This window comes from Paenibacillus sp. FSL L8-0708 (assembly GCF_038009325.1).
In the GTDB taxonomy this organism is placed as follows: domain Bacteria; phylum Bacillota; class Bacilli; order Paenibacillales; family Paenibacillaceae; genus Paenibacillus_AQ; species Paenibacillus_AQ odorifer.
The window spans coordinates 468665-482238 of the sequence record NZ_JBBPBC010000001.1 but is presented as its reverse complement, the minus strand read 5'-3'; the positions used below and the strand labels follow the sequence as shown (position 1 = coordinate 482238).

11 protein-coding genes are annotated in these 13574 nt (G+C 41.8%); 7 read left to right on the top strand and 4 right to left on the bottom strand.

Annotated elements, in window-relative coordinates; all coding sequences use genetic code 11:
- The first annotated feature begins 83 nt into the window (after nucleotides 1-83).
- The 5 genes from NYE58_RS02150 (at nucleotide 84) to NYE58_RS02130 (ending at nucleotide 5546) form a co-directional block, all read left to right on the top strand.
- Entirely contained in the window at nucleotides 84-974 is an 891-nt protein-coding gene (locus NYE58_RS02150; RefSeq protein WP_341000985.1) for a TetR/AcrR family transcriptional regulator, read from the top strand.
- Nucleotides 975-1051: 77 nt separating this feature from the next.
- Nucleotides 1052-1741 (top strand): response regulator transcription factor, encoded by a 690-nt coding sequence (locus NYE58_RS02145; protein WP_076124606.1) that lies wholly within the window; start codon nucleotides 1052-1054, stop codon nucleotides 1739-1741.
- Nucleotides 1738-2742: a sensor histidine kinase gene (locus NYE58_RS02140; RefSeq protein WP_076218981.1), complete on the top strand. Its 1005-nt coding sequence runs from the start codon at nucleotides 1738-1740 to the stop codon at nucleotides 2740-2742. Before NYE58_RS02145 ends, NYE58_RS02140 begins: the two co-directional genes overlap by 4 nt.
- A gap of 106 nt (nucleotides 2743-2848) precedes the next feature.
- Nucleotides 2849-3610 (top strand): ABC transporter ATP-binding protein, encoded by a 762-nt coding sequence (locus NYE58_RS02135; protein ID WP_076192732.1) that lies wholly within the window; start codon nucleotides 2849-2851, stop codon nucleotides 3608-3610.
- Nucleotides 3600-5546 carry an ABC transporter permease gene (locus tag NYE58_RS02130; RefSeq protein WP_341000984.1) on the top strand — a complete coding sequence of 649 codons (1947 nt, stop codon included), beginning with the start codon at nucleotides 3600-3602 and terminating at the stop codon, nucleotides 5544-5546. Before NYE58_RS02135 ends, NYE58_RS02130 begins: the two co-directional genes overlap by 11 nt.
- 214 nt (nucleotides 5547-5760) lie before the next feature.
- On the opposite strand, the gene NYE58_RS02125 is transcribed toward NYE58_RS02130, so the two are convergent.
- Nucleotides 5761-6432, bottom strand: a complete 672-nt coding sequence (locus tag NYE58_RS02125) for an O-methyltransferase (protein ID WP_076192727.1) — start codon at nucleotides 6430-6432, stop codon at nucleotides 5761-5763.
- Between the two features lie 339 nt (nucleotides 6433-6771).
- On the opposite strand from NYE58_RS02125, the gene NYE58_RS02120 reads away from it, so the two are divergent.
- Complete coding sequence (locus tag NYE58_RS02120) at nucleotides 6772-7668, top strand: LysR family transcriptional regulator (RefSeq protein WP_076185668.1); 897 nt, start codon at nucleotides 6772-6774, stop codon at nucleotides 7666-7668.
- A gap of 66 nt (nucleotides 7669-7734) precedes the next feature.
- On the opposite strand, the gene NYE58_RS02115 is transcribed toward NYE58_RS02120, so the two are convergent.
- From NYE58_RS02115 to NYE58_RS02105, 3 genes are all read right to left on the bottom strand, one after another.
- Nucleotides 7735-8217: an NUDIX hydrolase gene (locus tag NYE58_RS02115; protein ID WP_076101239.1), complete on the bottom strand. Its 483-nt coding sequence runs from the start codon at nucleotides 8215-8217 to the stop codon at nucleotides 7735-7737.
- Between the two features lie 35 nt (nucleotides 8218-8252).
- Complete coding sequence (locus NYE58_RS02110) at nucleotides 8253-9968, bottom strand: ABC transporter ATP-binding protein (RefSeq protein WP_341000982.1); 1716 nt, start codon at nucleotides 9966-9968, stop codon at nucleotides 8253-8255.
- Nucleotides 9969-10274: 306 nt separating this feature from the next.
- Nucleotides 10275-12527: a glycoside hydrolase family 127 protein gene (locus NYE58_RS02105; protein WP_076218985.1), complete on the bottom strand. Its 2253-nt coding sequence runs from the start codon at nucleotides 12525-12527 to the stop codon at nucleotides 10275-10277.
- A 145-nt stretch (nucleotides 12528-12672) separates the two neighbouring features.
- On the opposite strand from NYE58_RS02105, the gene NYE58_RS02100 reads away from it, so the two are divergent.
- Nucleotides 12673-13566, top strand: coding sequence for a helix-turn-helix transcriptional regulator (locus NYE58_RS02100; RefSeq protein ID WP_076218986.1), 894 nt, complete (start codon nucleotides 12673-12675; stop codon nucleotides 13564-13566).
- Nucleotides 13567-13574 lie beyond the last annotated feature (8 nt).

The window sequence follows — 13574 nt, the reverse complement described above, 5'->3', positions numbered from 1 at the left end:
TATTAAGTGGAAATATAAGCTAGTCTATTCTACGTGAAGTGTTTTTTTTGCACAAAAGAGTCCAGCTTAAAGGGGCACCTAAGATGATAAATAAACGGAAAGAGCAAGTGATTCAAAAAGCACATGAATTATTTATTGAAAAAGGCTACCACGCCACATCCATACAGGACATTCTGAATCACAGCCGGATCTCCAAAGGATCTTTTTATAATTATTTCCCTTCCAAGGGGGATCTCTTTAAAGCTGTATTCACCTCTATTCATGACCAGCTGGAAGAAGGCAGAAATGGCCTGCTCATTGGCCAGGACCCCTCTGACATTGATATATTCGCTAAACAAGTTCAACTGGTTATGAAAATCAATAAAAAAAATAAATTGTTGCAGCTGGTTGAAGATGCCCTAGTCTCCAATGATCCGGATTTAATTACGTTCATCAAAAAAACTAAATTCACCTTATTAACCTGGGTGCATGAACGTTTCCTGCATATATTTTCTGAAGATAAAAAACCCTATCTACTGGATGGAGCCATCATTTTCACAGGCATCTTGCAACATATGCTGCAAATTAACAGTGCCATGAATGAAGTCATTACCTCTCAACAAATCATTAATTATTGCACTACTCTTATCCAGACGATTGTTGAGGATGTAAGCGAAAAAGGAATGCAGCTTATCTCCCCCGATCATGTAGGGAAACTATTGCCTGTTGCTGAATACACTGATTTTTTTAATAATGATTTATCGTTTGCGACTGTAAGCTTAAAAAAAATCATTGATAAATCATTCGCCGCCGATGATCCCAGCCTGTCCAATGCACTGAAGCTGTTATATTTTATCCAAGAAGAGATCATGAACAATAAGGAACCAAGAGAGTTCTTAATCGAAAGCGCCCTGCTCTCCTTGAAAATGTGCCCTCAGTTTAATGAAACGAAGGAATTTGCACATTATCAGACAGTGTTATCTGCAATGCTCTAAGCACAATCAAAGTATGGCTTCAATCATTTAAGCGTATTCTAAACACAAGGCACGAAACTAAAAGTGTGGTGACCGATTTGTTCAAGCTTTTATTAATCGAAGATGATACAACGCTGTTTAATGAGATCAAAGAACGGCTTACGCAGTGGTCTTATGATGTATATGGCATTCAAGATTTCAACAATGTTACGCAGGAATTCACGGAAATCAAACCTGATTTAGTGATAATTGATATCCAATTACCCAAATTCGATGGATTTCATTGGTGCAGAATGATTCGCTCTCACTCTAATCTGCCGATTATCTTCTTATCCTCTCGGGATCATCCGACAGATATGGTGATGTCCATGCAGCTGGGAGCCGATGATTATATCCAAAAGCCCTTCCATTTCGATGTACTCATTGCCAAGGTGCAAGCCATTCTCCGGCGGGTGTACAATTACAATACGGATAACATTGAACTCAAAACGTGGTGCGGAGCTACCGTCGATTATGAGCGGAATTCAGTGACCAACGACACGGGAACGATTGAGCTTACCAAAAATGAGATTTTCATATTGAAATTGCTCATTGAGAAAAAGAATAAAATTGTCACCCGCGAGGAATTAATTAATAGCTTATGGGACGATAAGCGCTTTATTAGCGATAACACCCTTACCGTCAACGTAAATCGGCTGCGCAAAAAGCTCGACGAGCTTGAATTAGGGGCATTTATTGAGACGAAGGTTGGACAAGGCTACGTAGCCATTGAAGAGGATTCTCTATGATTAAAAAGTACCTGCTCGAAAGACTCGGTTGGATTTTTCTTTTTCTCTTTGTACATCTATTTATGCTCTTTATCACCTTTATGGACCCGACCATCCCCCTGTCTTCAGTGCTCTATCTGGTCTCTTTATCGATGATTTTTTTCGTAATTTTCCTAGTCATTCGCTATCCTAAGGAAACCAGATTTTATAAAAGCTTAAATGAGCGCGACGATGATCTCGATCTGACAAGCATCGCTCTTGCCGAAAGTCCTTTTGAGAAAATCATCGAAGAGAGCATCACCAACCAAGTGAGACTGTTAAAGCAGACTGCTTCAGACAATCTAATGAACTTGGAGCAAGAGAAGGATGAGCTGTTATCCTGGATTCATGAAGTAAAGACTCCACTGACCGCAATGCATCTAATGATTGAGCGTATAGAAGATGATGTTATGAAGGGGCACTTGACCTATGAGTGGCTGCGTATTCATCTGCTCCTGGATCAGCAGCTCCATCAAAGACGGATACCATTTATTGAAAACGATCTGTATATGGAGCAAATTGATATAGAAACGCTTATTTTTAGTGAGATTAAGACGTTACAGTCTTGGTGTATTCAGAAGGGAATCGGCTTTGAGTTGAACTTAGAAGCTGCCGAAGTACTTAGTGATGCTAAATGGCTGGCTTTTATCCTCAGACAACTCCTAACCAACGCCGTAAAATATAGTGAAGCTTCTGATATTACAGTAAATAGCTACCAGCAAGCTGAACATATCGTTCTTGAGGTGAAGGATTGCGGGCGCGGGATAGATCCGAAGGACCTGCCGCGCATCTTCGACAGAGGGTTTACTTCCACTACTGTACATCGCGACAATGCCGCCACAGGCATGGGCTTATATTTAGCTCAGAAAGCAGCTCAATCCTTACTCATCATCATCGGGGTTCAATCCAAGCTCGGAGCGGGATCAACATTTACGCTAACCTTCCCACTCAAAAATGAATTCGTTAAAATCTCAAGCATGTGACAACAATGTCACATGCTTTTATATTTTGTTCGGGCAATCGCAGGATAAGAACAATAAACTTTTTTATAATAAAGCTATACAAGAAGAAACGAAGGAGTGAATCATTATGGCAATTCTAGAAGCTACTAAAATTCATAAAAGCTATGGCAATAAATTAAACAAACAATCCGTGTTAAGCGGACTCGATATTCGTATAGAAGAAGGCGAATTCGTTGGCATCATGGGGCCTTCCGGTTCAGGTAAAACCACCCTACTCAACGTACTCTCGTCGATCGACAAAATCAGTAACGGATCTATTACCATCGAGGGCAATGAAATCTCCAATATGAAAGAGAAGCAGCTTGCTGAATTTCGCAAGAATCATTTAGGTTTTATATTTCAAGAATATAATCTCTTGGACACGCTGACGGTAAAGGAGAACATCCTGCTGCCACTATCCATTACCAATACACCCAAGAAAGCCGCCAATCAGAAATTCGAAAGTCTCGCAAAGGAATTGGGGATTTTGGAATTAAAAAATAAGTACCCCAATGAAATCTCTGGCGGTCAAAAACAACGTACCTCAGCAGCTCGTGCCTTCATTCATGATCCAAGTATTATTTTTGCTGATGAGCCTACCGGGGCGCTGGATTCTAAATCCGCTTCTGATTTATTAAATAAGCTAAGTGAACTCAATCAAAAACGAAGAGCAACCATCGTTATGGTTACACATGATCCAGTGGCTGCCAGTTATTGCAGTAGAGTTATTTTTATAAAAGATGGAAAAATCTATACGCAACTAAATAAAGGAGAACAATCAAGACAAGTTTTCTTCAACGACATTATAAAAACACAGGGTGTATTAGGCGGTGTGCAGAATGAGCATTAATGTATTAATGATTCGAAATCTGCGAAAAAACATCCGAAATTACTACCTATACGTGTTTGCGCTAGTTTTTAGTGTGGCCTTATATTTCGCCTTTGTCACCTTGCAATACGATCCCTCGATGGATGAGCTGGAAAGCTCTATCAAAGGGGGCGCAGCCATCACGGCTGCCTCGGTTTTACTAGTCGTAATTGTCTCTATTTTCCTGTTGTATGCTAATACGATCTTTATCAAACGACGCGGCAAAGAAATTGGCTTATTTCAGTTAATTGGAATGACCAAAAATAAAATTTTCCGCATTCTTTCGGCAGAGAACTTTATCCTATATTTCGGTTCCCTGATCCTAGGGATATTAGTAGGCTTTTCTATCTCAAAATTGATCCTCATGATCTTATTTAAAATAATGGGGGTCGATGCTATAGCCTCCCTTCATTTCTCTATCGAAGCTTTGATTCAGACGTTGATCGTATTTTGTGTGATTTATCTTTTGATCATGCTGATGAATTATGGATTTATTAAAAGACAAAGTATCTTATCCTTGTTCCGGGTAACCTCAACAACAGAAGGTACAGTGAAAAAGTTATCCTTCTTTGAAATGATCATAGGGATTGTCGGAATTGGCCTAATCCTACTGGGCTATGTGCTCTCCTCTAAATTACTTACCGAAGACGTAACCTCAATGAATCAATTGGCTATATCCATGATTACTATTTTGGGATCCGTCATTATTGGGACCTATCTATTTTATAAAGGCTCGGTAAGTTTTATTTTTCATATCATTCGTAAGCGGAAAAACGGCTATCTGAACATTAGAGAGGTTCTATCTCTTTCCTCCATTATGTTTCGCATGAAATCCAATGCCGTATTATTGACCATCATCACAACGGTATCGGCACTAGCCCTGGGTTTATTATCCCTTAGCTACATTTCCTTTTACTCTGCTGAGAAAACTTCCAAGCAATATGTCCCAACGGATTTTGTATTCACGAATACCCAAGAGGCTGAACAATTTACAAAGATCCTAACGGCAAATGATTTAGTATTTACAGAAAGAAGGACCCAAGTCCTTCAGGTCGATGTAGATGTTGAAGAGATTCTTGTTAAAAAACCGGACGGAGACAATATGTTTTCAAATATTATGACCCTGGCGGTCATAAGTGAAAATGCACTTGAAGACGTTGATCTAACTCCAGATAAAGCTTATTTTACGAAATCAAGCAGTGCACTGGATAATTTTGTTACTATGAAAGATAAAGGTGCGATTGAACTCAAAGGGTTACATGAGGTTTTTCCACAGGATTATAAAAGATTAGATATCGAAAGTCCCATTTCAGGGTATTACACAGGTGGTGGCTTACCGGTTGCGGTTGTAGACGAATCGATCTTTAAGCGCTTAAAGAAGGATTTAGATCCTGCCCTTCAAAGGGGATCCTCCCTTAATATCGGGATTGATATGAAAGTCCGGGCCAGCGTTGAACAGGCAAATGAACTTTTCAAGACCTTGAAATTTGATGAGAAAAACAAACAAGACTCTCAATTAGAGTCGATAAAAGGTCAAAAACAAAATATGGGACTCATTATGTTTATCGTTGCTTTTCTGGGGTTAACCTTCTTGATTACCTCCGGATGTATTCTATACTTTAAACAAATGGATGAAAGTGAAAATGAAAAACCTAACTACACTATTCTGAGAAAGCTTGGATTCACGCAAGGCGATCTGCTCAGAGGTATACAGATGAAACAATTGTTCAACTTCGGTATTCCATTAGTCATAGGTCTGCTTCACAGCTACTTCGCCGTTAAATCCGGCTGGTTCTTATTCGGCACAGAGCTTTGGACACCGATGATTCTGGTGATGCTGTTATACACTGCTTTGTATTCGATCTTTGCAATATTGTCCGTCTTCTATTACAAAAAGGTGATTAAAGAGGCGCTTTAAAATAACGAAGGTGTTCCTAAAGCCATCATGGCTTAGGGACACCTTTGTTTGATTTGATATCATTTACAGGTAGGAGGCACCGGCATCTATCGGACACAGATGAACCTCTTTCTAAGCAATAGCGCCACTGGAGTCCGAAACCCTGCTCTATAGGCTAAAAATTCGCAAATAACACCAACGGGGTCCGTAACGCTCAGAGGATCTGTCGAATCCCTCAGCTATTCACAATCCCCAATACAAATCCATCATAACCTTTGCTTCCCACCGTCTGAATGGCAGTAGCCGAAATTCTAGGCTCTTCAGCCAACAGATCATAGAATTCCCGTACGCCTACTACACGAGCGTCTTCGCTATTCTCATTAATGACCTCCCCTTCACGAATCACATTATCTCCAAGGATCACCGTTCCGGGCTGGGAGAATTGCAGCGCCCACTTTAAATAGTTAGGATTATTCGGTTTATCGGCATCTATAAAAATAAAGTCGAAGGGTTCAACGCCCTCTTGTTTCATCTGAGACAGTTGCTCTAATGCATCCCCTACACGAAGCTCTACCAGATGATCCACCTCGGCAAGCGAAAGATTAGCTTTAGCTACCTGCGCATGAATAGGATCCAGCTCCAAGGTAACTATCTGTCCGTCAGACGGCAGGGCTCTTGCCATCCAAATCGTACTGTACCCGCCCAAGGTGCCAATCTCCAAAATCCGGCGTGCACCTTTCATTTGCACCAGTAGATTGAGGAATTTCCCCTGACTAGGCGAAACATCAAAGGGCGGCAACCCCGCCTGTTGATTGGTGACCAACACTTCTTCCAATACAGCGTCCTGTGGAATCAGGCGCTCTGTAATATACTGATCGACTTTATCCCAAGTTGTCGTTTGATTCATATTTATCACTTCTCCTATAGTATTGATTTTGGTTTAGATGAACTTATAAATTCCACATTTAGGGATCGTTCGTAACTACGAGGAGTGTTTGGACTTCCGGTCGCTGTTGTCTCCAGATTTCTTCAATTTAAACACTGTTCATGGTTGAAATCCGGAGACAAAGGCGATCGCTACGCTCCTAAAGTTCCAAACCTCCTCTCCATTATTCCTTTCCCTAATCTCAACTTTCCAAGTTCATCTTTATATCTGTATTGTAAATCAGTTATAATCATAAATATAATATATCTTTATATTTAATTTATATATTTAATATATGAATCGAAGAATGGGAGTTTAACCATGAACCTACATGCCTTACGCTTATTCCATGTAATCGCATCGGCAGGCAGTGTGACACGCGCTTCAGAAATTTTAAATATAAGTCAGCCTGCCATCACTGCGCAGATTAAGAAGTTCGAAAAGGAACTGTCCTTTGCCCTATTTAAACCTCAAGGCAGAGGAATTGCTTTAACGGATGCAGGGGAAGAGCTTACTCTACTCGCCAAGCGACTGTTCGCCGTAGAACAACAAATTGAGCAATTCGCTCAAGATTATGTTAACGGCAGTAACGGAAGTATCCGTCTAGCCGCAACGTATTTGCCTGCTCACTTTCTCATTCCTACCTGGATTGCAAAGTTTAAGCAGCAATATGAACAAGTGGAGATGATGATCACCACTACCAACTCAAGTGATGCCCTCAAGCAGCTGTTAAATGTAGATGTGGATATAGCTATTTATGGAGGAATCGCCGAGGCTTATCCAGATACAATCCAGACAGAGGAGTTATTTCAGGACGAGTTATGGTTTGTAGTCGCACCCGATCATCGTTATGCCAATCAGCAAGTTTCTCTATCCGAAATGATGAAGGAACCCTTCGTTATGCGTGAAGAAGGGAGTTCAACGCGGGAGCGATTATTATCTTTATGCCGCACATACAACACACCCGCTCCTATCATCTCTTTGCAATTTAATGGACTACATGAAGCCATCAAAGCCGTTATCGCCGGATATGGTGCAAACTTCGTTTCTTCATTAGTCGTACGCAAATATGTAGAGCGTGGAGAATTGTGCCGAGTATATGTAGAAGGCGTCCATCTGAAAAATACCATTGCGATCTGTACACGTAAAAATGAGCCCTTATCAGCAGCCGCAGTGAATTTAATTGAGATGATTCGACACAATCCTTATACGATATAGCGGAATGATTGCTCATTCCCAACAAAAGAGGCCTTCCCTTTCGGGAAAGCCTCAAAGCTTCTTTTTTTACACCGTCCGATCCAATTTAACTTCAAACGCACCTCCAGTTACATAATCCATGTACCTAGTATTTCCGTCGAAATCCAAATAAGCTTGATAGCGGGTACGAATAGCCGCTGCAGAAATCAGATCCAGCACCTTCTCCTTGGCTACCCACATCACTTCAGATGTTTCCTCCGAAGTACTTAATTCTCCACCCACGGGCTTGCAGATAAAGTCTAACATGACCTTGGTAGGAACATCCGTCTCACCGTCATACCATTTATGCATACCTGTATTCGAATACACGCCAATCAATTGAGAAACAACAACATCTATTCCACTTTCCTCTTTAATCTCGCGAATTAGTGCATCCATTAGGTTTTCTCCAACTTCCACTTGTCCTCCAGGAAATACCCAGCCACCATGATGTGTTTTTACTAAAAGAATATCTCCCTCTTCATTTATTGCAATTCCACCCACCGCTACAATATGTGTTGGCCAAGCCATAGATAGCACCTCTTTTTTTAGAAGAGTCTAGCAATTTATCGATAATCTGTAAACGATATTTTTCTATTCCATAACGCTTTAAAAGCTTCGCACTGTTCTATTAAATCATCAAACTTCCCTTCCCCAACAATTGACCCTTGATCCACTACCAATATCTTATCAACGTCTTTTATAAAATTAAGCCTGTGGGCCACAATGATGATAGTTTTGTCCTTAAATTCATTCAAAATCGTCTCCATAAGACTTTGCTCAGTGATATTATCAAGCGCTGACACGGGCTCATCCAGAATTAGAATATTTCTTTTTTGGGCAATGACTCTGGCAAACGCTAATCGCTGTCTTTCGCCTCCTGATAATTTGAGACCTTTTTCGCCTACCAAAGTATCTAAGCGATCCGGTAAATGGCTTACTTTTTCCTGCAAATGAACTTTTCCCAGAATCTCATATAGCTCTTCATCGGACAGAGTATCCTCATCAAATACAATATTATCCCTTATCGTAGCATCAAAAATCGGCGTATCTTGGGATAGATAGGAAATATGATCATAGTAGCTATTCAAACGAATCTCATCGATATCCTTACCGTCCAGTAAGAGTTCACCTTCGCCCTTTTTTAATAACCCCACAATCAATTTAATCAGCGTAGATTTCCCGCCTCCACTTAATCCGACAATAGCAACGGAAGCTCCTCGCGTAAGCGAAAAAGACAGGTTATTCAGTATCTGCACATTCCCATAAGTAAAGGACACCTTCCTAAACTCAATATTGCCTTGGAGCTCAGTGATGGCTTCTCCGGATTCCAAGTTCTTATCTTCTGGGGCAGCAATAAATTCCTCGAATCTTCTGTAGGTCACTTTATTCAGTCTGTAATCTACAAATAAAACATTAAAGATGGCAATTGGGGTATAAATTTTATCGATGAACATAAACAATGCGACCACAATACCTAGTGAGGTCTCGCCTGCGAGAATGCTTTTCACACCATAAATCAGGACAACAACTTTAATGATCGTGACAAATAACTCGAATATAGCAAAAAAAGCTTCATGAATCATTTTTAGCTGAGCATTTTTATGAATGATAGTGCGTGCGGTCTGGCTTAATTTATCGATCTCTTTCTCATATCTCTTGTTGGTTCTAAAGACGACCAATTCCATAAACCCGCGGATAGAGAATCCGGACATCTTTTCTTGCTCTTGGAGAATGGCAGCCTTCATGGCATACAGAAATTTCAACAACAGATTTGTTATCAGAAAGACGACCACATAGCCAGCTGCAATCACTAACATGATCCTTAGATCATAGAAGCTGATAAAGACTAGACTGAATAGAAGAGTAGGTAACAACTCATGTAGTGTTTTGAGAAAAAAAGAAAAAATAATGCTGTTTCCAGCCGCTGCCCCGTTCTCGATCACCTTAATCATCTGCCCTGTTCCCATATCCTGATACGCTTGATAATCCATTTTTGATATTTTGGACAGTGCAAGAATCTTTAACCGCTCCGTGATGCTGTTCGATAAAAACACACTCGGGTATTCGTCTATATAATTCAGGATCGCCACTCCAGCTAGCAGAGCTCCATACACTATAATTAATGTGGATATTTCACCAAAACTGTTGATTACCGTGGCCTTATCTAATATTTTTTGAAAGACAACAACCCCTAAACTACTTAACAGCTGAATGGCAAAACCCAATAAAATATAACCACATACCCACCACTTTAGATGAGCTAGACTCTTTTTTAACATATCATTTATCCCCTCTTTTAATTGAATGCAAAAAAGCCAGGCGCCCCTATCCCACTGTAAAAAACCATCCACAAATAAACGGTTCTCTAAGTTAAATAGGTTAAGTGCCTGGCTCTACAAAAATAGCTGCCTATGGCACCGTTCAAAGCTCTAGTTAGTTGTAACCAAAAGGGTAGATTCCCCCCTTGATAGCTGGTACGCGTTTCACCCAGCCCGATAACTAGTTCCTTGTAACGGTACGGAAAGACATCCATTTCACCTCAATTAAAAGAATTGTTCCTATTATAATTCTGTAAGCCTTTTTATTCAAGAGTTCCGTTTAACGATACGTAGTCCGGCCACTTGGCCAACCTTATGTCCTTCATGAGAAGCAAACTTGATCGTAACTGCTGATTTGCCGCTCGTGATCGGCTGCGGGAGTTCATAGCGAATCGTCTCCAGCTTATTCATCTCCTCAGACTCAAGAGTGCCTACACCAAGTTGCTCCCCATCCGCCAAAATATCAAATGCCAGCGAAGTATCGTTCGACTTCAGATACGTGACCACCAGATCCACTTGCTCATCCGGCAAAACTTCCATCGTGAAGGAGAACCAGCCATTGATCCAGCTGTCCCGATACTTGCGATTGTGGATTTTACCTAAGCCTACAAATTCACCTGTGAAATTATGATCGCGTTCAGGCTGCATTTCAGCAGGTTGTACCGAATCGACAGTTAACTGCTCAAGCAGCAAGTTATTCTCCACGGCTTCGCGATATTCAGCCTCTGCCAGCTTCCACTCTTCCGGTGTAAATAAATCCCAATACACGGAATAACGATGATCATGCATAGGGTAGAACGGACGAAGCTCATGATCCCCTGTATACCCTAAACCTTTCATCCGGAACACATTTTTGCTCACATTAGATTGGATGAGGTTGTTCGTCAGTGTGTCCCGATCTCCGATTAATACGGAAGCAAGGGCGCGATCGCTATTGGCCTCTGCATTTATAGGCCCAAAATCACCTGCGAGCACAAGTGGCCCGTAAAGGAATGCAACTCGGTTCGGATTATCCGGCATCGTCTCGATTCTCACCGACATCGGAATATCGTATTCGACAACGTCTCCATCCTGCCACTCTCTATCCAAAGTAAAGTAGTTAGATTTGCCTACATTTACTTGAACATCTTCACCATTTACGCTAACACTCATCCCTTGCTCAGCCCAGTAAGGATATCTTAGCTTTAATGTGAATTTCGTTGGCTGTCCTGCACTGATCCGCAGTACACCTTGTCCCTCTGCCGGGAACTTGGTCTCTTGCTGCAAGCTAATGCCTTGCTCTTTCCAAGCCACTGTAGAAGGTACGTACTGATTGACATAAAGCTCATCTGCACTATGGAAGTATATCGCCGAGCCATACATAGAATGGCTTTCCATTCCCGAACCTACACAACACGTAAAGCTTTCGAACTGCGAATTAAACGATTTATGTCCACCCATCTCGAGAGATACGAAGTAACATACCCGGCCATCTACCGGCTCCTGAGAGGCTAAGATGTGATTATACATCGCACGTTCGTAGTAATCTGCATACGCTGCATACGCATCCCATTGGAACATATGCTTAGTCAGCTTCAGCATGTTGTACGTGTTGCATGTCTCACAGGAACCTTCACCCAATCGATCATTTAACTTATCCGGTTCACCAAAATGCTCATTATAGCTGTTGCCACCGATCACATAAGAATGATGATTCACGACCCGATCCCAGAAGAAGCGGGAAATACCTGCATAATGCTCCTGCCCAGTTACCTCATATTGTCTAGCAGCTCCGATGATTTTTGGAATCTGTGTATTAGCATGTCTTCCAGTTAGGGTATCTTTTTCTACGGCCAGATCATTAAGCACTTCCCCATGATAAAAGCTTTCCGCTAACGCGAGGAAACGATCTTCTCCGGAATCCTCTGCCAAATCCGTCAGCGCTTCATTCATGCCGCCAAACTCACAACGCAGCACCTCTTGGATCTGATCTTTACTCAGCCCTGCAAAAATATCCTCAAGCCACAGCCCCAGCTTCGTTTCAATAACGAGCGCCTTCTGATTGCCGGCCAATCGATAAGCATCGCGAAGACCTGCAAACAGCTTATGCATCGTGTAAAGCGGCACCCAACCTCCGTTGAGGTCAAAGCCCTGTGAGCGAATGTCGCCTGCCTTCACTTCCTCAAATAACTCCTTGCCACGAGGAATGCCGGAAATAAAGCCATTGCCATGCGCATCCTGACATTGCTCTAATTCATCTACTACATAATTCACGCGTTGTAGCAGCTCTTCATTTCCCGTAGAGGCATACATTAACGCACATCCAGAAATATAATGGCCTAACGTATGGCCGCTAATACCCTGAGATTCCCAGCCCTCGTAGTGAGCAGCCTTAGGCTCTAAGCCAGCATATTCGCGAAAACGCGACAGAAGCCGATCTGCCTCAAGCTTAAGTAAATAATCAGTATTTAACTCCATCGCATGGAGAAGTGGACCTGAATCAATTCGTACGTTCTGTAGATCAAAAGCTTGCGTCTTCAATGAAATCGCTCCCTCGCAATCTTGTCAGGGTTAGATGACAAGTGTATATTTGTATCCATAAGATAACACCGGAACGTTGATTTGTCGGTAGATCAGTCGTACAAATAGTGGACAAACCCGACTTATTGAATACTAGGAGGACCGCATGAGCTATTTAAAAATAAATGCAGATGCACCTGTTCATTTTACAGCGGCAGGTGAATTTATCTCAGAAACACCATGGAAGCATGTAGAGCGTGTTATGGGGAACTACGAACTAATCATTGGCGTGAACGAAACCGTATATTTGAGTGAGGAGAACAAACAATTTGAAGTAGGCCCTGACGAAGCTCTTCTGCTCATGCCTAATCGCACACATGTCGGCTATAGAGAGTCACGACCCGGGGTTAAGTTTTATTGGTTTCATTTCGAACTGACAACCGAGGGGTTATTACTGAGTGAGGAGGAAATGAAGCCTGAGGCAGAAGAAATCTTTTCGCGCACACAGCGCTTATGGTCCGTACATGATCTATATCTGCCCCAAATCATAAAAATCCAACATAGTGACCGGATTCATATTCTGGCGAATCAAATCCTTCATGTGGCCAACTCGGGGTATTTAACCTATTCCAGCGTTAATTATTTGCTGACCTCGCTTTTAATTGAGCTGTCTGAGCATGCACTTCAGCCGTTCGCCAGTAAGCTGATCCGCGCACAGCAAGATGTCACCTTCGTCAAAATAGCTGAGTGGACAAGGATACATGCAAGCGAACCGCTTACCGTGGCCATCATCGCGGATAAATTCAATTACAACAAGGACTATTTAGCTCGGCTATTTAAACAGCATACCTCCATGGGGCCATTGGAATATATCCATTCAGTACGTGTGACTAAAGCGAAGGAGCTACTAACCAGAACCGCATTAAGCGTGAGGGACATCGCGACAGAGACGGGATTCACCGACGATAAATATTTCATGCGCCTCTTCCGAAAATACGAAAACATGACGCCCACCCAATATCGTAACGCTTATCATAAGACGTTTATGAATAATGACTGAAGTAAAGC